We start from the raw sequence: 26,382 nt of genomic DNA, 5'->3' as shown, positions 1-26,382 counted from the left end.
TACGAGGCGATCGTCAAGGGCGAGAACATCCCGGAGCCGGGCATTCCGGAATCGTTCAAGGTCTTGCTCAAGGAACTCCAGTCGCTGTGCCTCAACGTCGAAGTGCTGTCGGCGGGTTCGGCCATCGAGTTCCAGCACGCCGACGACGAAATCGATCGCACCGCCGCAAATTTGGGCATCAACGTGTCCGGCAATGAAGCCGCCTCGGTGAACGATCTTTCGATCTGAACAGGCCCTAGCGCGATTCGGGGCACCGCGCACGGAGCTGTCGTGCCACTCCGTGCGCGGTGCACCGGAACGTGCGCGGCGAAGTCTGCCGCCACCGGTTCGGTGCACTGCCACGGTCGGAAAGAAGCGCACGCGTCCGGACGGACACCGGCTGGAATCCCACCGCGATCCCGTCCGATACCGCGAGCAGGACCGTCAGGATGCCCGCGCGGCGTTGTTGGACGGCGGCTTGACCACGCCGACAAGCGATCCCGCGTTCATGGAATAGCTGTTGGATTTCAGTTGATCACTGGAATTGCCTTCGATGGTGGTGATCCGGCCGGTTCGGGGATCCACGGACTCCACGATTCCCACATGGTCGGGGGTTCCGTCGCCTTCCCAGTCGAAGATGATCATGTCCCCCTTCTGGGCATTCGAGATATTCGAGGCCAACCCCATGTGCTTGGCGTCGTTCCAGATGGACGGCACATAGTTCTTGTTGGTCCAGTCGACGTTGTAACCGGCCTGATCCCACGTCCAGGTGGAGAAGGCCGCGCACCACGCGTCGTTGATGTTGTACGGGGCCTTGTAGAGCTTGCCGTCCGGGCCGCGGAACATGGGGACGTTGTTGCCTCCGCTTTCGGAGACACCGAGCGCCAGTTGCTCTCGTGCCTTCGCGACGATGTCGTCCGGAGTTCCCGTACCTCGGGTCCAGGTGGCGTTGCTCGCGGTCGGCGCCCACGGAGACCGGGACCCCACATCCGGCGCGTTGCCATAGGGGTTGCGCGGGAGGTCGGGAATCATCTTGTAGATATCGCCCGCGTCCCTCTGCATACCGCTGTCCGCGTCCTCGATCGTGTCGTGCACACGGTCCACGCCCTCCAAGATCAGCTGTAACAGCCGATTCTCCTCGGCGGCGGTCAGGTGCAAGTTCCCATCGGGCAGCCGGGTCAGCTGGTGCTCCCCTGGTGCGCGACTCAACTCGGTTTTGAGCCCGGCCACGATCCCTTTGACATCCTGGAACGCTTTGTTGGAGGTGTCGAAGCTCGCGATGGCGCTTTCGTTCACACCGTCGTTCTGCGCTTGCAGTTGTGACGTTTTATCCCGGAACGCACCGCGCTTGTCGTCGTAGTTGTCGACCAGCACCGACGATCCGGGATCGAGCGTCTGGGCGCCATCCTTGGTGAGTTTTCGGCCGTCGGCGCTCAGCAGCTTCTTGTCCGCCAGCCAAGCGATCATGTCCGGCTGGCCGCCGTCCCACCCGGACGCGAACAGCACGACCGCGTTCTGCATGTATACATTGGCCGCGTCGACAACCGCATTGAGACCCTCGCTGGCATAGGCGGGATGCGGAAGGTCTTCCAGATCTATGTCACTCAAAGTAGTCATGCACGCCCTCCACCCGGCGCGGTCCACACGGCCGTTCTCCGCAGGCCGACAAACAGCATCCGTAACCTCACTCGGCCGAGACCGCCGGACGTTGTGGCGGCACACCCATCTCTACGGCCGAGTATCGGGCATTCCCGGCATTGGCAACTCGCGACGCCCGCGACGGCCGTTTCGCACCGGCGCGAGCACTCGGCTGCGTTTGGCCGCCGAGGCGCGCAGCGGCGCTGGTGCCGCCACCGACACACCCGGTCGCGGGATTCGACGTGTCACCGCACAAATGTTCTGTGAACAGCGGGAAGAACGGCTCAGAGGGTGAGGCGCACCATGTCCGCCGTACGGGCCAGACCCGGGAACGCCTGCGGAGTCGACCTCGGATGCAATGCGTGTACCGCGAGCCGGAACATGACCGCGCGCAACAACATCTGCGGCCACTCCGGCAGGTCCGCCCAGCGTTCGAGCAACCCGTCGTCCGCGCCACCCCAGGCCAGTGCGTCCACCACGATCACGCCCGCCGCCCAAGGCGCGGGCCGCCAGTACGGCGTGATGTCGCTGAGGCCGGGGACCTGCGGGCCCGCGAACAACACGGTGCCGAACAGGTCGCCGTGCACCAGCTGCGGCGGCGTCTGCACCGGTTTGCGGAGGGTGGCCAGCTGACCGATCAGTTCGATGCTGCGCCGCCCGTCCGGGGACGTCGACAGCGAAGCGCCGCCCGCGCGGAGGCTGCGCAGCGGCACCGGCTCCCAGGCGGCGCGATCGGCCGCGACGAACACATCGACGTCCACCCAGGGCACGACGGGAGGCTGCGAGAGGAAGCGCGGCCGCTCGAGGTGCGCCGTCGCCTGATGCAGGCGCAGGGACACCGAGACCACCTCGTCGTGACGTGGCTCGGGCGCGCCCTCGAGATAGGTGTCCGCGCGCCACCCGGACACCACGTAGCGGCCGTCGGTCGCCCGCACCGGACGCGCCAGCCGCAGCCCGTCCACCTTCAGCGTCTCGCGGATCTTCGCCGACCACGCCGCGCGCGCGTGATCGGCGACCGGACTGAGCACCACGTCACCGAAGCGCCAGCCGCCTTCCCAGTCGCCGATCGAAACCGGGGTCACTTCGCGCAGACCGAACGTGGCACGCACATGCTCGGGAGGTTCCACAGAAGTCACGGCCGTACGGTACGTCGTGTCTGATTTGGCGCGCCTTCGGCGCGCCGTGTTCGCCTCAGTACACCGGCAGCGACTTGTCCACCTGGTTGGCCCACGCGATCACGCCGCCCTGCAAGTGGGTGGCGTCGGAGAAGCCCGCGCGTTTGAGCGCGGCCAAGGCCTCGGCGGAGCGCACGCCCGTCTTGCAGTGCAGCACGATCGGCCGGTTCTGCGGCAGCTCGGCCAAGGCCTCGCCGGACAGGATGCGGTCCTTCGGGATCAGCCTGGCGCCTTCGATGTGCACGATGTCCCACTCGACCGGCTCGCGCACGTCGATCAGCTCGATCGGCTTGCCCGATGCCAGCAGTTCCTCGAGTTCGCGGGCGGTGATGGTGGACCCGGCCGCGGCCGCCTGGCCCTCCTCGGACACCACGCCACAGAACGCCTCGTAGTCGATCAGCTCGGTGATCGGCTGACGCTCCGGGTCACGGCGCAGCTTGATGGTGCGGTAGTTCATGTCCAGTGCGTCGTACACCATCAGCCGCCCCAGCAGCGGCTCGCCGATGCCGGTGATCAGCTTGATGGCCTCGGTCACCATCACCGAACCGATGGACGCGCACAGCACGCCGAGCACGCCGCCCTCGGCGCAGGACGGAACCATGCCGGGCGGCGGGGCCTCCGGGTACAGATCGCGGTAGTTGATGCCGCGCCCGTCCGGCGCGTCCTCCCAGAACACCGAGACCTGGCCCTCGAAGCGATAGATCGAGCCCCAGACATACGGCTTGCCCGCCAGCACCGCGGCATCGTTCACCAGGTAGCGGGTGGCGAAGTTGTCGGTGCCGTCGACGATCAGGTCGTACTCGCGGAACAACTCGATCGCGTTCTCCGGTTCCAGCCGGATCTTGTGCAGCCGGACGTCGATGCCGGAGTTGATCTCCAGGATCGAATCACGCGCGCTGTCGGCCTTGGGGCGGCCGATATCGGATTCGCCGTGGATGATCTGACGCTGCAGGTTCGAGGCGTCGACCTCGTCGAACTCGACGATGCCGAGCGTGCCGACACCCGCGGCGGCCAGGTACAGCAGGGCGGGCGAGCCGAGACCACCCGCGCCGATCACCAGCACCTTGGCGTTCTTCAGACGTTTCTGCCCGTCCACGCCGAGATCGGGGATGATCAGGTGTCGGCTGTAGCGGGCTACCTCATCCCTGGTCAGCTCCGCGGCCGGCTCGACAAGTGGCGGCAGGGACTTGGGTGATGACACGTCCAGGACTCCTCGAATCGCTTGGCCGATCGCTGCGGCGGTGTGACGCCCGTGTCGGGCTGTCTCAACTGTGCAACACCGGCGACCGGACCGTTCTTCCCGCCCATCGTTCCGTATCCCGGAGGCCGCTTATCCCCGAGGGTAGGGCCAGGGGTTGAAGCGGCAGTGCTTGCCGTCCATCGGGACCACGCCGTGCGGATCGAGGGAGGCGATGTCGTCGTTCTTGGTGCCGAAGGTCTGCTGCATCATCACCGGAGCCAGCCCACCGTCGGTCTCGCACGGCTGGTGCTGGTGGTAGCCGATGGCGTGGCCGACCTCGTGGTTGATCAGGTATTGCCGGTAGGACCCGATGTCGCCTTCGAAGGCGAGCGCGCCGCGCACCCAGCGGACGTCCGACAGCACCACGCGGCGATCGTCGGCGTTGTAGCAGGAGGTATCGATCGGGATGTCGAAACCGCATTCCTTGCGGCTGGATCCCCGGGAGGTGAGCGAGACGCGGAAGTCGGCGTCGCCCTGATCGACCCGGCGGAACGCGAACTTGGGGTCGTGCACCCAGCTCTTCGGATTGGCCAGGGTGGAATCGACCATCTTTGCGATGGCCTCGTCACCGCCCAAGCCGGAGGTGTCCACGCCGTTCTCGATCTCCACGGTGTAGCGGAAGACGGTGGTGGTTCCGGTGCCGACCTGGGCGGTGGTGCCGGGCACCACGTGCCAGTCGCCCGCGCCGGTCTCGGCGAACGCGCCGCCCTCGGGCAGTGCCCCGGCGGGTAGATCGGTGGAGAAGTGCCCGTCGCCCGGCGGGGCGCCGATGATGCCCGCGGTGGCGGTGGCGGTACTGAGGCGCCCGAGCCCCGGATCCGAGCCCGCGATGCTGTCGGGGTCGGCGGCGCGGATCGCGTCTACGACGACCAGGACGGTGATCGCGACCAGGACGGGCAACGCGTACGCCCGCCAGCCGTAGGTCGAGACGAATCTGCCGAGCGCGCTTTGCTTCTTGGCGTCGCGCTCGGGTCGGCCGCGGTTCCTGCCGTCGTCGGGGGAAGTGGGATCCCAGCGGGCGCGCAGCGGCTGATGGGATCGTTCGGCCTTGTGCGAGTAGAGACTCAGCGGGTCGTAGACCTCGACGTCGTCTCGATCGGACTGCTCCGGATCGGGCTGTGACACAACGGGTTCGGGCGGTTTGCGGCGCTTGCGCTCTTTCTTCCCGCGACCGGGTGATCCGCCGCCCGCCCCCGGCCGCTCGGCCGCGCCGGTTCGAGCCGCACCATCTGATCGCGCCTCTGGCCAGGTTCTCGCCATGTGGTCCGACCCTACGGAACCGGACGCGCCGGAGCCAGCCGGGCGGCGCGCACCGCGCCGTCCGGCGGGGGGTCTCTCCGGTCGGTCGGTCACGTTCACCAGCGTCTCACAGCGGCGAATCCCCACTCACGGGCATACCTCGCGGCCCCGTCGGTGCGAGAATTCTTTCCGGGTGGCACCAGTTGTCCGGCCCCGATCCGCGGGCGGGCGACAACCGGGTATCGTTTATGAGATAACCCGGTGCACACCCCTTTGCCGGGGAATCGACTGGGAGAGCCGAAATGACTGACCTCGTGGACCGGATGACGTCCCGTAGATCGTCGTCCGAGGCCATGGCACCCGCCAAACGCGGTACCCGGCTTCCGCGCGACGAGCGACGTCAACAGCTACTCGCGGCGGCAAGCGAAGTCTTCGTGCAGCGTGGGTACCACGCCGCGGGTATGGACGAGATCTCGCAGTGCGCCGGAGTGAGCAAACCGGTGCTGTACCAGCACTTCAGCAGCAAGCTGGAACTCTATCTCGCGGTGCTGCAGAACTACGTGGACATGCTGGTGTCCAGCGTCCGCCAAGCGCTGCGCTCCACCACCAGCAACAAGCAGCGTGTACGTGCCGCGGTGCAGGCGTACTTCGACTTCGTGGACAACGAGATGCAGGGCTTCCGACTGGTCTTCGAGTCCGACCTGACCAGCGAGCCGCAGGTGCAGCGCCGGGTCGAGCAGGCCACCGAGGCCTGCGTGGACGCGGTCTTCGACCTGGTCGCGCACGACTCGGGCCTGGACCCCTACCGGGCCCGCATCCTGGCCGTCGGCTTGGTCGGCGCGAGCCAGTTCACCGCGCGGTACTGGCTGGAGGCCGATCGGCCGATTCCGAAGGAGGAGGCGGTCGACACCACCGTCTCGCTCGCATGGGGCGGCCTGAAGCACGTGCCGCTGCACCCGATCGACTGAGCGGTCACGACGACGAACGAGCCCCTGTCCCCGAGCTATCGGGGACAGGGGCTCGATTGCGTATGGGCCGGACCGGGAATCAGACCGCGGCGAAACCGACGCGGCCGCCGGTGGTGGAACCGATCTCGACGTAGGCGACCTTCGACGCCTGGATCAGGAACTTGCGGCCCTTCTCGTCGGAGAGCGACAAGACGCCACCGTCGCCGCCGCCGAACGCACCGGACACCAGCGCCTCGACCTCGTCCTGGGTCTGCGCGCTGTTGATCACCAGCTCGCGCGGGCTATCCGAAATACCGATCTTGACCTCCACGGCCAACCTCCGAACCTGAGAGTCCTGTGCTGTCGAGTCCAGGCTAGTGGGGGCCGCCGGCGGCATTCACTTCGGCTCGATGAGCTGGATCTCCAATTCGATCTTGACGGTGTCACCGAGCATGCCGGGCAAAGGGCCGCCGACGCCGAAGTCGGTGCGCTTGATGGCGCCGGTGGCGGAGAAGCCCGCGTGCCGGTCGCCGGTCGGGCCGAAGTCCTGCACGCCGCCCCACTCGACCTCCAGGGTGACCGGCTTGGTGATCGTGCCGAGCGTGGCCTCGCCCTCGACCTCGAAGGTCTCCGCGACGATTACCGGCCGGGTGGCGCGGAAGGTCAGCGTGGGGCGGTTGGCGACGTCGAGGAAGTCGGCGGTGCGGATGTGGGCGTCGCGGTCGGCGTTGCCGGTGTCGAAGGAGTCCAGGTGAATCGTCGCGCCGATGGTGGCCGCGCCCGATTCGTCGACCACGAATTCGGTCTCGAACCGGGTGAATCCGCCACGCACCTTGGAGATGCCGAGGTGACGAATGGTGAAGGCGACCGAGGAGTGCGCGGTGTCGAGTGCCCACGAACCGGTTTTCAACGTGGTGGATTCCGAGGTAGATGTCATACCTCCGACAATGAACGGACCGCGGTCCGCTAGCCAGACCGCCGTTATCCTGGACCTGACAGGGCGCGGATAACCGTCCTCGGACCGGGCACGATGGGACACATGGCTCGAAACGGATTCGCGGAATTCCTCATCGCGCGTCGCGCCGAATTGCGGCCGTCGGACGTCGGCATGCCCGAGGGCGGACGCCGCCGGACCCCCGGCCTGCGTCGTGAAGAGGTCGCCGTCCGCGCGGGGGTGAGCGCCGACTACCTGGCCCGGCTGGAGCAGGGACGCGACACCAACCCGTCGGTCGCGGTGATCGATGCCTTGGCCGACGCACTGTTGCTCAGCGGCGACGAACGCCAGCACTTCGGCATGCTCGCACTCACCTCGGGCAACGAATCCCGGTGCCCCGGCAACGAATCCGCCGCGGAGGAGGTGGCCCCGACGATCGAGACCATCCTGCGGGCCTTGCATCCGACGCCGGCCTTCGTGGTCGGCCGGCGGCTGAACGTGCTGAGCTGGAACCAGGCGTGGGCCGATTTCGTCGCCCCGCTGGGGCTGCTGGACGGGGTCGAGCGGCCCAACCTCGCGTGGTACACCTTCGCGCATCCCGCGGCGCGGCGCGTCCTGCGCAACTGGGAGCAGGCCGCCGACGCCTTCGCCGCCGCGCTCGGCCGCGCCAAACTCCACTGGCCGGGCGACGACGCACTGCTGAAGACGATCGAGGCGCTGCGCGAACTCCCGGAATTCGCGCAGCGCTGGAAACCGCATCGGGTCGGCGCGGCGGGCTCCGGGAGGCTGCACCTCGACCATCCCGCGCACGGCATGGTGGAGGTGCCGTTCGAGACCCTGGAAGCCGAGCGCGACCAGAGCGTCGTCGTCTGGCTGGCCGACCGGGCGAGCACGCACGCGCCCGGCTTGCGGCTGGTGCCCAACCGCGCGGCGAACGCGTAGCCCGCGCTCAGATGCCGAGTACCGCCATGCGCTCGGCGTGACTGTCCTGCATTCGCTCGATCAGCGCCGCGATGCCGTTGAGATCGCCCGTGGCGGTGAGCACCAGGTCGGTGAGTTCGTCGCGCTGCGCCATGACGTATTGGGCCTGCGTGATCGCCTCGCCGAGCAGCCGCCTGCCCCAGAGGGTGAGCCGGTCGCGTTCGGAGCGGCTCTCGGTGACCGCGCGGCGCACCTCCTCGACCACGAACTCCGAGTGCCGGGTCTCGGCGAGCACGTCACGGACCACCGCGGCGACATCGGGAGTCAGCGCGCCCGCGATCTCGGTGTAGAAGTCCGCGGCGATGCCGTCACCGACGTAGAACTTCACCATCGACTCGAGCCATGTCGATGGGTCGGTGGAGGTGTGATAGTCGTCCAGCGCGCGCACGAACGGCGCCATGGCGTCGAAGACATCGGCGCCCCGCGCCGCCAGCGCGGACTCCAGCGTCTTGAAATGCTCCATCTCGGCCGCGGCCATCTTCGCCACCGCCACCTTGCCCCGCAGGGTCGGCGACAGCTTGGCCTCCTCGGCCAGCCGGTAGAACGCGGAGATCTCGCCGTAGGCGAGCACCGCGAACAGGTCGGTCACGCCGGGATGACTCGCGGGGATGAGGAGGTTTGCTGGGTCGGTCGACGAAACACCTGACGCGGCAGGTGACTGTGCTCCCATGTGCCCCAGCGTAATACTCACGGCGAGTCAGGCGGTCTCGGCCAGGAACTTCTCGAGATAACTCCATGTCGTGTCACGCGCGGTCGGTGCGGCCAGGATTCCCAAGTGGCTGCCGGGGGCGCTCTCGTAGCGGACCATCGCCGCTCCGGTGAGCACGCGGGCGCCCGCCTCGACGGCGGGAGCTGGGGTGATCACGTCGGAGGGCCCGCCCACGAGCAGGACCGGCGCGGTCACATCCGCCAGTGCTATCCGGCGTCCGCCCAGCACGACGACACCCCGCCCGATGTCGTTGGCGAGGATGAACCGGCCCCACAGCTGGCCGTAGAAACGGCCGGGGTACCCGGGCATCTCGGCCATGAACCGATCGATCGTCTCCATCTTGGCCAGCGCCTCGGTGCGCGCGATATTGCTCGCGACGAACCACGGCCGGGTCAGCTCGCGGTCCCAGGCGGTGACCCGGTAGCCGACTCGAGTCAGTGTCGCAGGAACGCCACCGGCCGCGCGGATGACGGTGGAGGTGGCCCGGCCGCCGGTGAGTTTCGCGACGGCGCGCAGTTGCGGCACGCCGGTCATCCGGTCGTAGTCCAGCGGTGAGCCGACGGCCGTGATGGACCGGATGGGCAGCTCGGGGTGCGCCGCGGCGGTGAGCAAGGCCAGCGTGCCGCCGAGTGACCAGCCCACCAGATCGACCGCGCTTCCGTCGCGATCGGCGCTGGTGCGCAGCACCGCCTCGGGCAGGATGTCATCGATCCAGTCCTCGAAACCCATGCGGCGGTCGGCGAAGGTGATCTCGCCGTAGTCGACGACATACGGGCTGCGGCCGATCTCCAGCAGGAAGCGCGCCAGGCTCTGGTCGGGCCGCAGGTCGAAACAGCTGGCGGGCGCGGCCAGCGGTGGGACCAGCAGGACGGCCGAATCCCCTTCCGGCGCCGTCGCGGCCGCCCGCTCGAAGCGCCGCAGTTGCCGATGCGGCTGGTCCCACAGGATCGTCGCGGGAGTCGGGTCCGGCGCCTCGATGCCGGAGCCGAAGGTCAGTGCCCACGCGTTGCGCGCGGCGAGGGTGACAGTGTCGGCAAGGCTCACATCGAAGAGAGTCTCATATGCCGGTACCGTCAGTAACAGGCAAGTCCAGGAGCGCGCTACCGCGGGCCCATGCCGACCGGGTTGAGCGGCGGGACCACGGCCTCTTGCACGCTGCGCACCAACGGCTCGAGCGACGTGGTGAGTTCGGTGATCGCGTCGGCCGACAGCACCGCGAGCGCGCCGGTCCACGCCGCGTCGTCGGTCTCGGCCTCCACTTCGGCGAGCAGCTGCGCGCCGCTGCCGGTGAGGGTCGGCGTGACCGGTTCGCCTTCCACCAAGCCCCTGGCGCGCAACTCGTCGAAGGCATCGGCCCACTCCGCCTCCGACACCCCGCGCGCGGGGCGCATCACCGATTCGGGCGCCTTACCCGCGGCCACCTGGGCGACCAGCGCTTGGCGTCCACTGAGACCGTGGGTGACCAAGGCCGCGATATGGCCGTCGCCGCGGTGCTCGCGCAGCGAGGTGGTCAGCTGCCACAGCGCCGCCACCGGGTCGGACGACAACGGCAGGTCCGCGTTCGCGGCGAACAGCGCCCGGCCGGTCGGATCGGCCTCCCGCTGCGCGGGCGTGAGCAACTCCACCGCGCGATCGCACACCGCGTCACCCGCGCCGATGCCGCGCAGCAGACCGGTGGCCAGGTCGAGCCGGGCGGTCAGGCAGCTTTGCGGCGTCGCCCGCTCCCATGCCTCCGGCAGCGCGCGCCGCACCATGTCGGGGTGGAATCCGGCGAAGACCGCCTGCACCGTCGCGGGTGTCACCGCACCCAGCGGCGCGGCGCGGAAAGCGAAGTAGGTCTGCCAGTAGCCGCGCAGACCGATACCGACGCCCGCCTCCTTGACGCCGGTTCCGAAATAGACCACATCGTGTAGCGGTTCGAGCGTCGCCCAGATTTGCCGGGCCGGATGAATTCCCATGTGGCGCAGCGTACGTGGGCGCGCGATGCGGCGAAAGCACGCGACGGGTCCGGCGGATTTTCGGGAGCGCGCCGCAGTGGCAATTCGAGCGACGCACAATATCACGCTACAATCGCGTCGGACAACGGAAAGTTTCGCTCGACAGAGTTGCCGGACGTCGCGCTCACGCACATCGCGGAGACGCCGCTGCGACCGCTGACCGGTTTCGGGTGCGAAGTTTTCGTTGGACAGGAAAATGTGCGCGCACCAATCCGCGTCACCAGTGCGCCGCGCCGATGTTTTGCGAGGTAGCCGCCGCTTATCCCGGCAGGCGCCCGGCATCCCGAGCGTGGCCCGGGTGGAGTATCGCCTGCGGAGTCGTGGTCGTCGCGGACCGCCCGGTCCGCCCCACCTCGTGCGCGCGGGACGTGATTACGAGGAAGGCACGAACCCTGAGCAAGATCACAGTCGATCAGGAACCAGGTCTGGCGGAGACCCTGTTGACGGCCGAGCTGGACGCAACGCACACCGCCCCGACTTTCACCGAATTGGGCGTGCGCGCGGAAATCGTCCGCGCACTCGGCGAGATCGGAATCGAACGTACTTTCGCCATTCAAGAACTGACCCTTCCGCTGGCGCTCGCCGGGGAAGATCTCATCGGTCAGGCCCGTACCGGTATGGGTAAAACCTTCGGATTCGGCGTGCCGCTGCTGCATCGCATCGCGACCGCGGAATCCGGTACGACGCCGCTGGACGGCACACCGCGCGCACTGGTCATCGTGCCGACGCGCGAGCTGTGCATCCAGGTCACCAAGGATCTGGAGAACGCGAGCAAGTACCTGACCAATCACCAGGGACCGCTGCGCGTCGCGTCCATCTACGGCGGCCGCCCCTACGAGGCGCAGATCGCGGCGTTGCGCGCGGGTGTCGACGTGGTGGTCGGCACGCCCGGCCGGCTGCTGGACCTGGCAGACCAGCAGCACCTGATTCTCGGCAAGATCGGCGTGCTGGTGCTCGACGAGGCCGACGAGATGCTCGACCTGGGCTTCCTCCCGGATATCGAGCGCATCCTCGGCATGGTCCCGGACAAGCGCCAGACCATGCTGTTCTCCGCGACCATGCCCGGGCCGATCATCACCCTGGCGCGCACCTTCCTCACCCGCCCTACGCACATCCGGGCCGAGGAGCCGCACGACTCGGCGGTGCACGACCGCACCGCGCAGTTCGTCTATCGCGCGCACGCCTTGGACAAGAGCGAGTTGGTCGCGCGCATCCTGCAGGCCGAGAGCCGCGGCGCCACGATGATCTTCACGCGCACCAAGCGTACGGCGCAGAAGGTGGCCGACGACCTCGCCGAGCGCGGGTTCGCGGTGGGCGCGGTGCACGGCGACCTGGGGCAGATCGCCCGCGAGAAGGCGCTGACCAAGTTCCGCAAAGGCACCATCGACGTGCTGGTCGCCACCGACGTCGCGGCGCGCGGCATCGATATCGACGACGTCACGCACGTCGTCAACTATCAGTGCCCCGAGGACGAGAAGACCTACGTGCACCGGATCGGGCGCACCGGCCGGGCGGGACGCACCGGCGTCGCGATCACGCTGATCGACTGGGACGAGCTGAACCGCTGGTCGGCGATCGACAAAGCGCTCGGCCTCGACATCCCCGACCCGGTCGAGACGTACTCGCGCTCGCCGCACCTGTACTCCGACCTCGGTATTCCCGAGGGCGTGACGGGCGTGGTGCGCAAGGCGCAAGTGGAACGCGACGTGGACGCGGTCGTGGTCGAACGCCCGGCCCGCACCCCGCGCAAGCGCAACCGCAGGCGCACCCGTGCCGGGCAGCCGATCGACGGTACGCCGAACGCCACCGACGCGGACGAGACCGACTCGCCCGCGGACGCCGAGAGCACGTCTTCGGAGCAGGCGGGGGCCGAGTCCGACGCCGACAAGCCCGCCCGCCGCAGGCGCAGGCGGCGCAAGCCGAGCGCCGACGGGACCGACAACACCGCCGGCGACGAGTCGAGCACCGAGGCCTCGGACGAGCACGGCAGCTCGGACGACAACGACGCGGACGAGACCGGCACTGCCGACCGGCCCGCTCGCCGTCGGCGCAGGCGCCGTCGTGCCGGCGAGGGCGACGCGGCGGCGGAGGACGCCGGGAGCACGGCGGAGCCCGCGGCAGCGGCATCGGCCTGACCGCCCGGATCGGCTAGTCTCGCTTTCGTGCTCGCACCCGAGCGGCGGACGCGCGCCGATATCATCTCCGCAGTCGCGATCGCGGTTCTCGTGGTGATCGCCGGGGCCTCGGTGTGGGTGCGCGGCGACGCGCACGGCACCGAGTCGGTGACCGCGTCCTCCACGGTGCCGACCCCGGCGGCGGCCGATCAACTGCCTGCCGCGCTGCGCGAACTGTGGCACGCGCCGGACGGCGCGAGCGCGCGTGCGCTCGTGTCCGGCGGCGTCGCGGTGACCGGCGACGGTGACACGGTCACCGGCCGGGATCCGCGCACCGGTGACCAGCTGTGGAAGTACCGGCGCGACTTGCCGCTGTGCGGGGTCGAAGGCCAGTACGGCATGGTGATCGCTGTCTACCGCGACGAGCGCGGGTGCAGCCAGGCCACGATGCTGGCGGGCGACAGCGGTGCCCGCCGCACGGCGCGCAGCAGCTACATGGATCGCGACGTGCGCCTGTCGGTCGACGGCACCTACCTGCTCGCGCAGGGACCGCAGCGGCTGGAGATGTGGCGCTCGGACCTGGTGCGCACCGTGGAGTACGGCTTCGTCGACGCCCCGGTGAACGTCAAGACCCAGCCGCGCAGGGGCTGCACGCTGCTGTCGTCCGGCTCCAGCCCGTCCCGGCTCGCTGTGCTGGAACGCTGCCCCGCCGACCCGGCCGAACGGCTCACCGTGCTGAACCCGGCCCCCAAGGACAACACGGTGCCGGAGGAGTACGGCTCGCACGTATTGACCGGTCCCGGAGCGGATTCCGCGGAAGCCCGCGTGATCGCGGTGTCCGACAGCCGGATCGTGCTCTACTTCCCCGGCGCCACCGCCGGTGCGGAGTCGCTGCCGCCGCGCCTGGCCGTCTACGACGGGAACGGCAATCCTATTGTGGTGCATCAGCTTTCGGCGCCGCTGAGCCAGACGGCGACGACAACCCGCATCGGGTCGGCCTATCTGGTCTTCACGGGTAACAGCGTGATCGCCTTGAACGGCAGCACTTTCGACCCGCTGTGGACCGCGGGTGCGGCGCTGGGCGCACCGGCGCTGATGGCGGGAAAACTGCTGCTGCCCACCGCCGGCGCGCTCACCGTCCTCGACCCTGCCACGGGAGCCGAAGCGGGGCGCATTCCGATGGAGCGACCCGGCTACGGCGGCGGCCCCATCTCCCTCACGGTGATCGGGACGACCGTACTCGAACTGCGCGAGGGCGAACTGCACGCCTTCGCGTGAGGCCCGGCGAACTTGTCGGTGCCGTGGAGCACACTGAGGGCATGAGCGAAACCGCGCCCGCCGCAAGCGAAAACAGCGCTGCTATCACCTCCTACGACGATCCGGACGCGCCGTGGAACCAGCAGTACTCCGACGAGGACATCGCGCACTGGAACGACGGCGTCATCCAGGAGTTCCGCGACAACGCGGGCAAGGTCGGCGGCGCGTACGAAGGCGGTGAACTGATCCTGCTCACCACCACCGGCGCCAAGAGCGGCAAGACGCACACGGCCCCGCTCGGCCTGTTGCGCCGTGGCGAAATCCTCTACGTGAGTTCGTTCATGGAGGACCGATACCCGGCCTGGTACCACAACGTGAGAGCCGATTCCGCCGTCACCATCGAGCTGGGAGCCACGACCTACCGGGGCACGGCGCGGGCGCTGGAGGGAGCCGAGTACGACGAGTTCGCGGCGTGGGCGATGGCGAACAATCCGTTACTCGCGGACTACCAGGCCAAGGTCTCGCGGCCGCTTCCCCTGGTGGTGCTCGAACTGGGGGACCCGATCGGGTCCTAGCCCCCGGCGGTGGGCGCGGTTCGGATCCGGGGGGCGTCCGATCCAGCGCACCGCCATGATCATCGGTGGACCATCATGGAGACATGTCCGCACTCGACGATGCCCGCGTTGTGCTGCTCCGGCACGGCGAGACCAGCTGGTCCACACAGCGGCGGCACACCGGCCGCACCGATCTCCCGCTCACCGATCGCGGCGAAGAGCAGGCCGAGGCGGCGGGTAGCCTGCTCGCCACACTGAGACTGCGAAACCCGTTGGTACGCACCAGTCCTCGGCTCCGCGCGAGACGCACCGCGGAGCTGGCCGGGCTCACCGGCGCCGTGGTGGACGACGAACTCGTGGAATGGGACTACGGCGCCTACGAGGGCCTGACCACCCCGCAGATCCGCGAGACCGTACCCGGATGGACCATCTGGACCGGTCCGGTCCCGGACGGCGAGACCGCCCAGCAGGTATGCGAGCGCGCCGATCGGGTGCTGGCCGCCGTGCAGCCGGTGCTGCCGGAGCGGGATATCGTGCTGGTCGGGCACGGCCACTTCTCCCGCGCACTGATCGCCCGCTGGGCGGAATTCGACGTCCGGGAGGGCCGCCGGTTCGCCATGTCGACGGGCGCGCTGACCGTGCTCGGCTACGAACACGACGCGCGCGCGATCCGCGCGCACAACCTGGTACCCAATGGAGCGTCACTGTGACCCGAACCGGCCCCGCCGACCCCACCGCCGTCGACCTCGGCGCCGCCGTCCTGCGCCGCGCGGTCCCTTCCGATGTGCCTGCCCTGGTCGATCTCGTCTACGAGCTGGCCGAATACGAGAAGGCGCGGCACGAATGCACGGTCACCGCCGAACAGCTGCGCGCCGCGCTGTTCGGGCCGGAGCCGAAGGTGTTCGCGCATGTGGTCGCGGACGAGTCGGGTCTGCTGGGCTGCGCCATCTGGTTCCTCAACTTCTCCACCTGGGACGGCGTGCACGGCATCTACCTGGAAGACCTCTACGTCAAACCGGAGACCCGGGGCAAGGGCTACGGCAAGGCGCTGCTCACGGCCCTGGCGAAGCAGGCCGTCGACCACGGCTACAGCCGCGTGGCCTGGTCGGTACTGACCTGGAACAAGCCATCGATCGACTTCTACGAGTCGATCGGCGCGGTGGCGCAGGTCGAATGGGCGGGCTATCGGCTGGCGGGTGACGCGCTCGGCAAGCTGGCCGCCGAGGCGCGGTAGCGCATGTCCTGGCTCCCGCCGCTCGAGCTCGGGGCCTGGCCCACTACCGCCGAATCGGCCATGGCGACGCAGGACGAATTGCGGCCGCTGGTCGAGCCGGTGACCCCGCCGGACGCACGGTTCCGCACGGTGGCCGGACTCGACTCGGCCTACGACGACACCGGAGCGGTGGCCGCGGCCGCCGTGGTCTTGGCGGCGGACACCCTGCTCCCGGTCACGTCCGCCGTCGCGCACGGCGTCACGGACTTCCCGTACCTGCCGGGCCTGCTCGCTTTCCGGGAGATTCCGGCGACCCTCGCCGCGCTCGGAAAACTGGACAGCGCACCTGATCTGCTGGTTTGCGACGGACAGGGACTGGCGCATCCGCGCCGCTTCGGCCTCGCCTGCCACCTCGGCCTGCTCACCGGTATCCCGACGATCGGCGTGGCGAAAACCGTGTGGGGCGAGTATGCCGAACCCGGTCCGGAACGCGGCGCGGCCACCGACATCACCATCGACGCGGTGGTGGTCGGGCGCGCGTTGCGCACCAGAAGCGGCGTCAAGCCCGTGTTCGTCTCCGTAGGCCATCGCATCGACCTCGACACCGCCTGCGCCCAGGTGCTTGCGCTGACCCCGCGGTACCGGCTACCGGAAACCACCCGCCACGCCGACCGGCTCTGCCGGGCGGCGCTGCGCGCGGCTGCCGCGGACTATTCCGGCTCGACCCCGTAGTCCTGGGCCATCCAGCGGGTGGACGCGGGCGCGAACAGCAGCACCAGCGCGGCGACCGCGACGACCCCGAGCGCAGCGCCGTAGACCGGCTGATGCGAGTCGGTGAGCAGCGACCAGGTGACCGGGAGCAGCAGCAACTGCGCGATCACCGCGATCGCGCGCCCCCAGCGTTTCCCCAGCAGCAGTCCCGCGCCAGCGGCCAGCACCGCGCCGCCGAGGATGCCGAACCAGGCCGCGGTGCCGTAGCCGCTGGTCGTGGATTGATCGTGACCGAGCAGCCCGCGCACCACCAGCACGATGGCGACGCTCACCGCGACCACGCCTTCCAGCGTCACCAGGCCACCCGCCGCCCGCACTGTCGTCGGCACCGCTCCCGCTTTTTCGTCGCTCACGCCGGCGCCTCGCCCGCACTCGGCTCTGTCGTGCGCGACGGCGCACGGTGTCCTCGCTTCCCTCGCTGACGCTCGTTCACGCGGCAAGCCTACGACCCGATCGGTGCCGCCCTCGTCCTGGCGTATGCCCGCGCAACGGCAGACGGGCGCCGCTCGCCGCTTTTCCGGCGCGGGCCGGCGGCCAACTAGGCTGCCATCGTGCGGACGCTGCTGATCGTGAACCCGAATGCCACCTCCACCACGCCGGCGACCAGGGACCTCTTGGCGCACGCGCTGGAGAGCCGCACCCAGCTGACCGTTGCGCACACTCAGCACCGCGGCCACGCCGCGGAACTGGCCCAATGGGCGGCGACCAACGAGATGGACCTCGTCGTCGTGCACGGCGGCGATGGGACGGTCAACGAGACCATCAACGGCTTTCTGCCGTTGCCGGTCCTCGACGACGGTCAAGCCTGGTTGCCGCGCCTCGGTGTGATCCCCGGCGGCTCGGCCAACGTCTTCGCCCGGGCGCTCGGTATCTCCCCCGACCCGGTGACCGCAACAAATCAGCTCATCGACCTGCTCACGGTGGAAACCGATCGCCGGATCGGTCTCGGACTGGCCGACGACCGCTGGTTCTGCTTCAGCGCGGGCGTCGGATTGGACGCCGACGTGTGCGAGGCGATCGACGCCAGCCGCGCCCGCGGCCGCGCCGCCACCCCCGCGCGATATGTTCGAACGACAGTTCGGCAATTTTTCCGGGCAAAGCGCAACGAACCGTGCGTTCAGGTGGAAATTCCCGGCCGTGATCCGGTGGACGGGGTGCACTACGCCTTCGTAACCAACACCACACCGTGGACCTACCTGAACGCCACGCCGGTGCACACCAACCCCGGCACCCGGTTCGAAACAGGGCTCGGAGTGTTTGCGGTGCGCTCCATGGCCGTCGTCCCCACCCTGCTGCTCGCGCGCCAGCTCCTCGCGGCCGACGGAAACCCCAAGTCCCGCAATTTATTTCGCGAAGACGACGTTCCCACCGTACGAATCGAGTCCAAAGAACCCATCGGCCTGCAAATCGATGGCGACTTCATCGGGAAGCGCAACGTGGTGGATTTCACTGCCGTGCCCGACGTCCTCGCGGTCGTCGCTCCGCGGCCGCACTGAGGGCGAAACACCCCCGAAAACATCGCGGGTAGTGCTGCGAAAACCCGGTAGAGCGAGTACAAAGGACCGGGCAGGCTTCCCCCTGTGGGGGCCTTCAGAGCGTGAGCTTCCCCACGGTGCACCGCGTGCCTATTGACATCTACGGTGTTCGTGAAAGCATTCACAAGCAACCGTGCGGAAACATTCGAGTCGCACAAGTGAACGAACCACAAACCCATAGGCGCCTCATGCGGCGCCCAGCAAAGGAGCAGAGGAATGGACTGGCGCCACAAGGCCATCTGTCGCGATGAGGACCCCGAGCTGTTTTTCCCGGTGGGTAACAGTGGTCCGGCGCTCGCGCAGATTGCCGATGCCAAGCTGGTCTGCGCTCGCTGCCCCGTAACCGCCGACTGCCTGTCCTGGGCCCTGAAGTCCGGACAAGATGCCGGCGTGTGGGGTGGTATGAGCGAAGACGAGCGCCGGGCGCTCAAGCGTCGCAACGCGCGGACCCGCACCCGCACTGTCGTCTGAGCCAGACGATCAGCATTACCGGGCCATTCAGCCCGGCCCGGTAACGCATTTCAGCCCGGCACCCATAGGTGCCGGGCTGTGTTGTTTATGCACGTCGGATCACGAACTGGAAATACCCGGTCTCGCTTCGCGGAGGAAACGGGAACCGACCAATACGGTTGCGTGGAACGGCAATTGCGGCAATTGCGGCCGGGTGGCGATTCGACTCGCGAATGCGCGGGAACTGTGCGAAAGTAGTCGGTTCTCCAGCGCATGGGACCGGTAGCGAATCCGACCCACACCTCGCATTCCGCTCGATACGGACATTCGGACGGGTACTGCTCGGCAAACCGCCGACCGCTCCGAAGTAGCGCCCGCCCGCGACCTCCGAGCAACAGCTCCCGGGAGTTCGCACGCGAACGGTGCCGAAGCGGCGGATCCGTCCACCGCCGATCGGTCAGCGGCCCGACCGACGGCCCAGCGGGACGCGCAGGACGGCATCGGTGCCGATATCGGCGCCGGGATGCAGGCCGATGGAACCGCCGAGTTCGGCGGTGACCAAGGTCCGGACGATCTGGAGACCGAGCCGATCGGAAGACTCCAAGCTGAACCCGGGCGGCAGGCCGCGGCCGTCGTCGCTGATGATCACGTCCAGCCAGCGCGCCGAGCGCTCGGAACGGATTGTCACCGTGCCGTTTTCGCCCGAATCGAAGGCGTGCTCGATGGCGTTCTGCACCAGTTCGGTGAGCACCATCACCAGCGGGGTGGCGCGTTCGGCGGAGAACACACCGAGCGAGCCCGCGCGGCGCACCTTGATGCGCGTGGTGTGCACCGTGGCCACGTCGGCCATGATCGGCAGCAGCCGGTCGACGACCTCGTCGAGATCGACCTCTTCGTCCACCGACATCGACAGCATCTCGTGCACCGACGCGATGGAGGTGACCCGGCGCACCGACTCGGTAAGCGCGACCTGCGCCTCCTCGTTCTCGGTGCGGCGCGCCTGCAGGCGCAGCAGCGCGGCGACGGTCTGCAAATTGTTCTTCACCCGGTGGTGGATCTCCCGGATGGTGGCGTCCTTGCTCAGCAGGGCGCGATCGCGCCGCTTGACCTCGGTGACGTCGCGGACGAGCACGGCGGCGCCGGCCAGCTCGCCGTGCGGGCGCAGCACGAGGGTGCGCAGCAGCACGGTGGCTCCGCGCGCCTCGACCTCCATCCGGCGGCCGGTCCGCCCGGCCAGCGCGGCCTGGATGTCGCCGACCACTTCCTGGGCGTCGAATGGATCGGTGATCAGGGACCGGGTGGTGACGGCGAGATCCTGGCCGACCAGGTCGGCCTGCAAGCCCATCCGGTGATAGGCCGACAGCGCGTTCGGACTGGCGTAGACGACGATGCCGTCGGTGTCGAGCCGGATGAAGCCGTCCCCGGCGCGCGGACTGGAATGGGTGGCCGCGCGATCCTCGGTGGTCGGGAAGGTGCCTTCGGCGATCATCTGGCACAGATCGTCCGCGCACGCCACGTACGCGCTCTCCAGCTGACTGCGCACCCGGGAGCGTTGCAGGTCGGTGTCACGGCTCAGCACGGCGATCACATGGTCACCGCAGCGCACGGGGATGGCCTCGCGGATGGCGTGCACCGGACGGGGGTGATAGACGCCGGATGTCTCGACGTCGCTGTCGGCTCGCACGATATCGCCGCTGGCCAACGCCTCGAAAACCTGTGGATGTTCGGCCTGCACAGCGGACGTGCCGACCAGATCCTCTTGATGCACGGTGTGGGCGGTGGTGGGACGGCACTGCGCGACACACACGATGTCCGCGCCCTCCGTCACCGGGCCGACACCGACCCACAGCAGCAGATCGGCGAAGGACAGATCGGCCAGCAGCTGCCAATCGCCCACCACCCGCTGCAGATGGTCCACGGCGACCCCGGGGAGGTCGGTGTGCTCGGCCAGCAGCTCGCTCAGTGTCGCCATGCAGATCTACCGCCGCAATCGATCAGGAGATGACCGCGATCAGGTGGCCCGCCTTGATCGCGTCGCCCTCCTTGACGCCGATCGAAGTGACTGTGCCGCTGGACTCCGCGAGCACCGGGATCTCCATCTTCATCGACTCGAGGATCACCAGGGTGTCGCCCTCCCGGACTTCGTCGCCCTCTTTGGCGACGACCTGGTAGACGACCGACACCAGCTCGGCGAGCACTTCCTCAGCCATGGCACCCCATTCACTCGTTGGCCTCTATCCGCTGACGGTACAGCCAACCACACGTGAAAGAATGGCCTTCAATCAGAAGGGAGACTACTCATGGGTAAGCGCGGACGTAAGAAGCGTAGCCGCAAGGGGAACGCAGCCAACCACGGCAAGCGGCCCAACGCCTGAGCGCGACGCTCGGCTCGAAAAGCACGAAGCGGCACGCACTTCCAGCGGGAAGGCGTGCCGCTTACGTTTCACCGACCGGCTACTCCGAGGTGTCGACCGATCTCTCCCCGACGACGAACGTCCGGCGGATCTCGATGGTAAGGCGCTCGCGCAACGAATCGGGCGCGCGATCACCGCCGCATTTGCGGCTGAGCAGGCTCTTGACCTTCTCCTCGATGCCATAGGCCTCGATGCACGGGCTGCAGTGCTCCATGTGGTGCTGCAACCGCGCCCTGGTCGCCTCGTCGCACTCCCCGTCCAGCATCAACCACACGTCGGCCAGCACCGCCGTGCAGTCGAGCTCCAGGTCGGGGTCCCGTTCGGTACTCACTGCTTGACCTCCTGGCGTTCCCCCGAACGGTTGAAACCGCGCTCGCGCGCGACATCGGCGAGCAGACCCTTCAGTTGCTTGCGGCCGCGATGCAGCCGGGACATCACCGTACCGATGGGCGTGCCCATGATGTCGGCGATCTCCTTGTACGGGAAGCCCTCGACATCGGCGTAGTACACCGCCATGCGGAACTCCTCCGGAAGTTCCTGCAGCGCGGCCTTGATGTCGTCGTCCGGTAACGCGTCCAGCGCCTCGACCTCGGCCGAGCGCAGCCCCTGCGAGGTGTGCTCGGCGGTCGCGGCCAACTGCCAGTCGGTGATCTCGTCGGTCGGATACTGCGCTGGCTGGCGCTGCTTCTTGCGATAGGAGTTGATGTAGGTGTTGGTCAGAATCCGGTACAGCCAGGCACGCAGGTTGGTGCCCTCCCGGAACGACTTGAAGCCCTGGTAGGCCTTGACGTAGGTCTCCTGGACCAGGTCCTCGGCATCCGCCGGATTCCTGGTCATGCGCAGCGCGGCGCCGTAGAGCTGGTCGAGCAACGGGAGCGCGTCCCGTTCGAACCGCTGTGCCAGCTCGGCATCGTCGACGGCGCCGACATCGTCGGCCGCCACGTCATCGTCGCTCGTCACACCTGTCCCTTCGATCGCCGTACCTGCCAAATCTACCGGCATCGGCATATCGAAGGAGAATCCGCCGTCCGCCGGGGACACCTCGGTCCATACCGGGCGGTCGTCGAGCAGCACGGGCACAGGCATCTCCTTCACGTCTCCATAGGGCCTGCTCACGCGCTGGAAACCAGTCCGAGCGCGGTGTACCGGCTACAACATGCGCGACCCGTCCGGTGTTCCCGGGTTCCTCCCGTTCGTGGTGAATGCGCGGGAAATCCCGTTGCCGGCCGGGCCACGGCCGCCGTCGAGGTTTGGCCATGGCAGCAGGCTCGACTCCGGCGATCCGTGCGTTGACCCAGGCGAAGGTGTCTCATCGGGTGCACGCCTACAAGCACGATCCGCGCGCCGACTCCTACGGCACCGAGGCGGTCGACGCGCTGGGCGCCGACCTCGGCGTCGCGGCCGAGCAGATCTTCAAGACCTTGGTCATCGAACTCGCCACCGGCTCGCTCGCGGTGGCCGTGCTTCCGGTGCCGCACACCCTGTCGCTCAAAGCCGCGGCCGCGGCGCTGGGCGCGCCGAAGGCGACCATGGCGGACAAGACGCGGGCGGAGAAGACGACCGGGTACGTGCTCGGCGGCATCTCCCCGCTCGGTCAGCGCAAGCCGCTGCCCACCGTGATCGACGACTCGGCGCTGCGCTGGGACCGGATGCTGTGCAGCGCCGGACGGCGCGGACTGGAGATCGAGCTCGCGCCCGCCGACCTGATCCGGTTGACCGCCGCGGTGACCGCGCCCGTGACATCCGCGTAATTCGTCCACCATCGGCGCGATCTGTGCGTTACTGAACTGGCCAGATCGACCCGACTCGTGAGGATGTGATGCGAATGTCTACGCACCAGCGTGTGCGCACCGTGATCGTCGCGTTGTCCGGAGTGCTCGTCTTGGCTCTCGGTCCGGTAACGCTGCTAGCGCCCGAGGCCGCCGCCGCGCCGGGCACCTCGCCGGGCACGCAGGTCAGCGATTCCGTGTTCGACTTCGACGGTCAGGGATCGAAGAGTGATGACAAGTCCGGAAAGGCCGAGAAACTCAGCGGGAACGTCACCACCAAGCTGATCGACCTGGTCGCTGGAATCATCAAATGCGGGCTCAATATCGCCTCACCGAGCGTGAAGTGCTCACTGTAATTTTGGCCGCGACTTCGTCGCGGCGTGTTCGCGGCCCCTTCATGGCTCGTGTCCGAGCGACCGCCGCTGGCGACTTCGTCGCGGACGCGGCGGCCACTCGGACACGAGCCGGGCCGCGAACGGAACATGCTCGGTCTCGCTTCGCTCGAAACCCGTAGTTGGGCCGGTGTGGTCGCGCCAGGCGGCCACACCGGCACCTCCGCCCGCGAGATATCGCTGGGCCGGGAGTGCCTGGCTACCCGGTCGGACTGCGTGAGCATGCGGCGGGCGGGCCGACACGGGCCGAGGCGCGTTCACAACAGGCTGATCTGCTCGGCGTCCTTCTGATCCTCCACGCGGGCAAGCAGTTCCGGTCCGTTGTTGCGCACGCTGTTGACCAGCGCGGGCACCGGACGGGCCACGATATCGGCGACCGCTTCCTCCGACGGCGTCTCCAGCAGGCTCGCGGGCGCCGGGTGATCCGGGTCGAGCCACGCGTCCCAGTGCTGCCGCGGCATGGGCAGCGGCATCCGGTCGTGGATGCGGGTCAGGTCGCCTACCGCGTCGGTGGTCAGGATGGTGCACGACAGCAGGGGCTGACTCTCCGGCTGGGACCGGTCGCGCCAAACCGACCACAGACCGGCCATGTAGAGGCGGGAACCGTCCGCGTGGGCCATGTAGTACGGATGCTTGGCGACTTTCCCCTTCGCGCCCTTCTCGCCGTTCGGCTCCACGACCCACTCGTACCAGCCGTCCATCGGTACCAGGCAACGCCGGTACTTCACCGCGTCGCGGAACGAGGGCGTGGTGGCGGCCTTGTCCGCGCGGGCGTTGAACAGCGGCTTGCCCTTCACCGGGACACCCGGCTCGGCGGCCTTGGTCCACACCGGGATCAATCCCCAGCGCATCCGCCGGATCCGCCGCTTCGGGTCGTCGTCCTCGCCGCCCTGGTCGTGCCGCTCGACCACGGTGAGAACCTGCGTGGTCGGAGCGACGTTGTAGTTGGTGAAAGAGCTCTGGTCCGCGGAGCCGGTCTCGTCGATCGCATCCAACTCGACCGCGAGCCTCCCGGGGTTGGTCGTGGTCGCATATCGTCCGCACATATCCCGATAGTCCCACTCGCCACCGACAGAGTCGGGGACAATTGGTGCATAGCTGGTGACCTGTTGAGAGTTGTGGCATAGCATTCTCTCATCGGAAGGACGGGCTGCCCGTCCACTCGGACACGCGCATCGACCGTCCACCGGAGACGGCAAGAGGAGAACCACTGTGACATCCACCGACACCAAACCGGCCGATCACGACACGGCACTGACGTCGGTCAATCCGGCGACAGGCGAGGTGATCGGCACACACGTCATCGCCGACGACGCCGCGGTGGCCGCCGCGGTCGCCAAGGCTCGCGCAGCGGCCGCCACCTGGGGCGCGCTGAGTTTCGACGAACGGCGCACGCACCTGCTGCGCTGGTCGAGCAAGCTGGTGCGGGACTCGGAGAAATTCTGCGAGTTGATCCACGCCGAGAACGGCAAGCCGCTCGACGACGCCTTCCTGGAACTGATGCTCGCGCTCGAGCACATCGCCTGGGCGGCCAAGAACGCCAAGAAGGTGCTCGGACCCAAGAAGGTCTCCCCCGGCGCGCTGATGTCGAACTTCAGCGCCCGGCTCGAGCAGCGCCCGCTCGGTGTGGTCGGCGTGATCGGGCCGTGGAACTACCCGGTCTACACGCCGAACGGTTCCATCGCCTACGCGCTTGCCGCGGGTAACACCGTCGTGTTCAAGCCGAGCGAATACTCCACCGGCATCGGCAACTTCCTCGCCGACGCGTTCGCCGCGGCCAATCCCGAGCTGCCCGAGGGCGTCTTCATCACGATCAACGGTTACGGCGAGACGGGCGCGGCGCTGGTCCACTCGGATGTCGACAAGATCGCGTTCACCGGCTCCACCGCCACCGGCAAGCGGATCATGGCCGCCGCCGCGGAAAGGCTCACCCCGGTGCTGCTCGAGTGCGGTGGCAAGGACGCGGTGATCGTCGCCGCCGACGCCGACATCAAGGCCGCGGCGGACGCGGTCGCCTGGGGCGCCACCGCCAACAGCGGCCAGACCTGCGCGGGCGTCGAGCGGGTCTACGTCGACCGCTCGGTGCGCGAGGAGTTCGTCGCCGAGGTCAAGCGCATCCTCACCGACATCAAGCCCGGCTCGGACGACAAGGCCGCCTACGGCCCGATGACCATGCCGAGCCAGATCGACATCGTGCGCCGCCACATCGAGGACGCGTTGAAGAACGGCGGCACCGCGGTGCTCGGCGGGCCCGAGTCGGTCAAGGCGCCGTTCATCGAACCGGTCGTGCTGGTCGACGTGGACGAGAACTCCGAGGCGGTGGCCGAGGAGACCTTCGGCCCGACCATCACCATCCGCACCGTCGACGGCGTGGACGAGGCGGTCGAACTGGCCAACAACTCCAAGTACGGCCTGTCCTCGGCGGTCTACTCGAAGAAGAACGGCCTGGACATCGCGCGCAGGCTGCGCGTCGGCGCCACCTCGGTGAACTCCGTGCTCGCCTTCGCCGCCATCCCCGGCCTGCCCTTCGGCGGCGTCGGCGATTCCGGCATCGGCCGCATCCACGGCGAGCCGGGTCTGCGCGAATTCACCCGCCCGCACTCGATCGCGGTGCAGCGCTTCACCGTTCCCGGAATGGCGCTGCTGAGCTACAGCCGCACCGACTCCACGATGAAGCTGCTGCGCAAGCTCGTCCCGTTCCTGCACGGGCGGCACAAGTAAGAACCCGAACGGCCGGGGCCGGGTACTCGACGTCGTCGAGTACCCGGCCTCGCGCATAGGTGGTGCCAGAGCAGCCCGCCGTGAGAACGCCTTGGGCGCCGCTCATCGCGACGGCGAGCGCTATGGGCAGCCGAGCTGACAAACCAACAACCAGCAATCACACAACCGTGCACCAGTAAGGAAGTTCCGACACCGACGCGCCCAGCGCACCTCCACTCCCGGTTTCGAGCGAAGCGAGACCGAGCATGCGCCGTTCGCGGCCCGGCTCGCGTTTGCGCGGCCGTCGCGTCCGCGACGAAGGAGCACGCAACGGCATCGAATCCAGGTCGAACGCGGGCGGTTTCACCCAGACG

Annotated in this window: 30 protein-coding genes; 14 read left to right on the top strand and 16 right to left on the bottom strand. The window is 68.4% G+C overall.

What is annotated here, in order from left to right:
- A partial coding sequence (locus ABZ420_RS34445; protein ID WP_357131914.1) for a hypothetical protein occupies positions 1-228 on the top strand: 228 nt, incomplete at its 5' end.
- A 195-nt stretch (positions 229-423) separates the two neighbouring features.
- Here the strand turns inward: ABZ420_RS34445 and ABZ420_RS34440 are convergent.
- The 4 genes from ABZ420_RS34440 to ABZ420_RS34425 form a co-directional block, all read right to left on the bottom strand.
- Positions 424-1,623 carry a CHAP domain-containing protein gene (locus ABZ420_RS34440; protein WP_357131911.1) on the bottom strand — a complete coding sequence of 400 codons (1,200 nt, stop codon included), beginning with the start codon at positions 1,621-1,623 and terminating at the stop codon, positions 424-426.
- A gap of 278 nt (positions 1,624-1,901) precedes the next feature.
- Positions 1,902-2,753, bottom strand: a complete 852-nt coding sequence (locus tag ABZ420_RS34435) for a TIGR02569 family protein (RefSeq protein ID WP_357131908.1) — start codon at positions 2,751-2,753, stop codon at positions 1,902-1,904.
- A gap of 55 nt (positions 2,754-2,808) precedes the next feature.
- Positions 2,809-3,993 (bottom strand): adenylyltransferase/sulfurtransferase MoeZ, encoded by a 1,185-nt coding sequence (gene moeZ / locus ABZ420_RS34430; protein ID WP_357046139.1) that lies wholly within the window; start codon positions 3,991-3,993, stop codon positions 2,809-2,811.
- Positions 3,994-4,122: 129 nt separating this feature from the next.
- Positions 4,123-5,292, bottom strand: coding sequence for a DUF3152 domain-containing protein (locus ABZ420_RS34425; protein WP_357131905.1), 1,170 nt, complete (start codon positions 5,290-5,292; stop codon positions 4,123-4,125).
- 281 nt (positions 5,293-5,573) lie between these two features.
- Here ABZ420_RS34425 and ABZ420_RS34420 point away from each other — a divergent pair, with 281 nt between their 5' ends.
- A complete protein-coding gene (locus ABZ420_RS34420; protein WP_040869167.1) occupies positions 5,574-6,239 on the top strand; it encodes a TetR/AcrR family transcriptional regulator in 666 nt (221 codons plus the stop codon).
- A 79-nt stretch (positions 6,240-6,318) separates the two neighbouring features.
- Here ABZ420_RS34420 and ABZ420_RS34415 read toward each other — a convergent pair whose 3' ends face one another.
- Complete coding sequence (locus tag ABZ420_RS34415) at positions 6,319-6,549, bottom strand: DUF3107 domain-containing protein (RefSeq protein ID WP_040869214.1); 231 nt, start codon at positions 6,547-6,549, stop codon at positions 6,319-6,321.
- A 66-nt stretch (positions 6,550-6,615) separates the two neighbouring features.
- The gene (locus tag ABZ420_RS34410) at positions 6,616-7,155 is read right to left on the bottom strand and encodes a YceI family protein (protein WP_357131902.1); all 540 of its coding nucleotides are present in this window, start codon (positions 7,153-7,155) and stop codon (positions 6,616-6,618) included.
- 102 nt (positions 7,156-7,257) lie between these two features.
- On the opposite strand from ABZ420_RS34410, the gene ABZ420_RS34405 reads away from it, so the two are divergent.
- Positions 7,258-8,094, top strand: coding sequence for a helix-turn-helix transcriptional regulator (locus ABZ420_RS34405; RefSeq protein WP_357131899.1), 837 nt, complete (start codon positions 7,258-7,260; stop codon positions 8,092-8,094).
- 7 nt (positions 8,095-8,101) lie between these two features.
- Here the strand turns inward: ABZ420_RS34405 and ABZ420_RS34400 are convergent, their stop codons facing one another.
- The 3 genes from ABZ420_RS34400 to ABZ420_RS34390 are packed head-to-tail and all read right to left on the bottom strand — an operon-like array spanning position 8,102 to position 10,800.
- Entirely contained in the window at positions 8,102-8,803 is a 702-nt protein-coding gene (locus ABZ420_RS34400; protein ID WP_357131896.1) for a ferritin-like fold-containing protein, read from the bottom strand.
- Positions 8,804-8,830: 27 nt separating this feature from the next.
- Entirely contained in the window at positions 8,831-9,886 is a 1,056-nt protein-coding gene (locus tag ABZ420_RS34395) for an alpha/beta hydrolase (RefSeq protein ID WP_357131893.1), read from the bottom strand.
- A 56-nt stretch (positions 9,887-9,942) separates the two neighbouring features.
- Positions 9,943-10,800 carry a hypothetical protein gene (locus tag ABZ420_RS34390; protein WP_357131890.1) on the bottom strand — a complete coding sequence of 286 codons (858 nt, stop codon included), beginning with the start codon at positions 10,798-10,800 and terminating at the stop codon, positions 9,943-9,945.
- Between the two features lie 464 nt (positions 10,801-11,264).
- On the opposite strand from ABZ420_RS34390, the gene ABZ420_RS34385 reads away from it, so the two are divergent.
- The 6 genes from ABZ420_RS34385 to ABZ420_RS34360 all read left to right on the top strand — a co-directional run bounded on the left by ABZ420_RS34385 (position 11,265) and on the right by ABZ420_RS34360 (position 16,709).
- The gene (locus tag ABZ420_RS34385; protein WP_357131917.1) at positions 11,265-12,974 is read left to right on the top strand and encodes a DEAD/DEAH box helicase; all 1,710 of its coding nucleotides are present in this window, start codon (positions 11,265-11,267) and stop codon (positions 12,972-12,974) included.
- A gap of 27 nt (positions 12,975-13,001) precedes the next feature.
- A complete protein-coding gene (locus tag ABZ420_RS34380; protein WP_357131887.1) occupies positions 13,002-14,231 on the top strand; it encodes a hypothetical protein in 1,230 nt (409 codons plus the stop codon).
- Positions 14,232-14,272: 41 nt separating this feature from the next.
- A complete protein-coding gene (locus tag ABZ420_RS34375) occupies positions 14,273-14,785 on the top strand; it encodes a nitroreductase/quinone reductase family protein (RefSeq protein ID WP_357131884.1) in 513 nt (170 codons plus the stop codon).
- A gap of 83 nt (positions 14,786-14,868) precedes the next feature.
- On the top strand, positions 14,869-15,474 hold the full coding sequence (locus ABZ420_RS34370; RefSeq protein WP_357131881.1) for an acid phosphatase: 606 nt from the start codon (positions 14,869-14,871) through the stop codon (positions 15,472-15,474).
- Positions 15,471-15,998: a GNAT family N-acetyltransferase gene (locus tag ABZ420_RS34365; protein WP_357131879.1), complete on the top strand. Its 528-nt coding sequence runs from the start codon at positions 15,471-15,473 to the stop codon at positions 15,996-15,998. Before ABZ420_RS34370 ends, ABZ420_RS34365 begins: the two co-directional genes overlap by 4 nt.
- Positions 15,999-16,001: 3 nt before the next feature.
- Positions 16,002-16,709, top strand: coding sequence for an endonuclease V (locus tag ABZ420_RS34360; RefSeq protein WP_357131876.1), 708 nt, complete (start codon positions 16,002-16,004; stop codon positions 16,707-16,709).
- Here the strand turns inward: ABZ420_RS34360 and ABZ420_RS34355 are convergent.
- On the bottom strand, positions 16,688-17,101 hold the full coding sequence (locus ABZ420_RS34355) for a hypothetical protein (protein ID WP_357131873.1): 414 nt from the start codon (positions 17,099-17,101) through the stop codon (positions 16,688-16,690). The genes ABZ420_RS34360 and ABZ420_RS34355 overlap by 22 nt on opposite strands.
- Positions 17,102-17,299: 198 nt before the next feature.
- On the opposite strand from ABZ420_RS34355, the gene ABZ420_RS34350 reads away from it, so the two are divergent.
- Together ABZ420_RS34350 and ABZ420_RS34345 are read left to right on the top strand one after the other, a co-directional pair.
- Positions 17,300-18,244 (top strand): diacylglycerol kinase family protein, encoded by a 945-nt coding sequence (locus tag ABZ420_RS34350; protein WP_357131870.1) that lies wholly within the window; start codon positions 17,300-17,302, stop codon positions 18,242-18,244.
- A 255-nt stretch (positions 18,245-18,499) separates the two neighbouring features.
- Positions 18,500-18,754 (top strand): WhiB family transcriptional regulator, encoded by a 255-nt coding sequence (locus ABZ420_RS34345; protein ID WP_011211115.1) that lies wholly within the window; start codon positions 18,500-18,502, stop codon positions 18,752-18,754.
- 436 nt (positions 18,755-19,190) lie between these two features.
- On the opposite strand, the gene ABZ420_RS34340 is transcribed toward ABZ420_RS34345, so the two are convergent.
- The 4 genes from ABZ420_RS34340 to ABZ420_RS34325 form a co-directional block, all read right to left on the bottom strand.
- A complete protein-coding gene (locus ABZ420_RS34340) occupies positions 19,191-20,705 on the bottom strand; it encodes a histidine kinase N-terminal domain-containing protein (RefSeq protein WP_357131867.1) in 1,515 nt (504 codons plus the stop codon).
- 22 nt (positions 20,706-20,727) lie between these two features.
- Positions 20,728-20,943 carry a biotin/lipoyl-binding carrier protein gene (locus tag ABZ420_RS34335; RefSeq protein ID WP_357131864.1) on the bottom strand — a complete coding sequence of 72 codons (216 nt, stop codon included), beginning with the start codon at positions 20,941-20,943 and terminating at the stop codon, positions 20,728-20,730.
- A gap of 244 nt (positions 20,944-21,187) precedes the next feature.
- A complete protein-coding gene (gene rsrA / locus ABZ420_RS34330) occupies positions 21,188-21,478 on the bottom strand; it encodes a mycothiol system anti-sigma-R factor (RefSeq protein ID WP_357131861.1) in 291 nt (96 codons plus the stop codon).
- Positions 21,475-22,233, bottom strand: a complete 759-nt coding sequence (locus tag ABZ420_RS34325) for a sigma-70 family RNA polymerase sigma factor (RefSeq protein WP_245664031.1) — start codon at positions 22,231-22,233, stop codon at positions 21,475-21,477. Before ABZ420_RS34325 ends, rsrA begins: the two co-directional genes overlap by 4 nt.
- A 170-nt stretch (positions 22,234-22,403) precedes the next feature.
- Here ABZ420_RS34325 and ybaK point away from each other — a divergent pair, with 170 nt between their 5' ends.
- Complete coding sequence (gene ybaK, locus ABZ420_RS34320; protein ID WP_357131858.1) at positions 22,404-22,898, top strand: Cys-tRNA(Pro) deacylase; 495 nt, start codon at positions 22,404-22,406, stop codon at positions 22,896-22,898.
- A 74-nt stretch (positions 22,899-22,972) separates the two neighbouring features.
- Positions 22,973-23,272, top strand: a complete 300-nt coding sequence (locus ABZ420_RS34315; protein WP_357131856.1) for a hypothetical protein — start codon at positions 22,973-22,975, stop codon at positions 23,270-23,272.
- A gap of 293 nt (positions 23,273-23,565) precedes the next feature.
- On the opposite strand, the gene ABZ420_RS34310 is transcribed toward ABZ420_RS34315, so the two are convergent.
- Entirely contained in the window at positions 23,566-24,354 is a 789-nt protein-coding gene (locus tag ABZ420_RS34310; protein ID WP_357131853.1) for an SOS response-associated peptidase, read from the bottom strand.
- A gap of 166 nt (positions 24,355-24,520) precedes the next feature.
- On the opposite strand from ABZ420_RS34310, the gene ABZ420_RS34305 reads away from it, so the two are divergent.
- Complete coding sequence (locus ABZ420_RS34305) at positions 24,521-26,029, top strand: aldehyde dehydrogenase family protein (protein WP_357131850.1); 1,509 nt, start codon at positions 24,521-24,523, stop codon at positions 26,027-26,029.
- A gap of 157 nt (positions 26,030-26,186) precedes the next feature.
- Here ABZ420_RS34305 and ABZ420_RS34300 read toward each other — a convergent pair.
- The coding region (locus tag ABZ420_RS34300; protein ID WP_357131847.1) for a hypothetical protein at positions 26,187-26,382 on the bottom strand (196 nt) is incomplete at its 5' end.

The sequence above is a fragment of the Nocardia sp. NPDC005745 genome (assembly GCF_040630775.1).
Classification (GTDB): Bacteria; Actinomycetota; Actinomycetes; order Mycobacteriales; family Mycobacteriaceae; genus Nocardia.
Note: the sequence above shows the minus strand (reverse complement) of the source record. Positions and strands in the feature narration are given on the sequence as shown.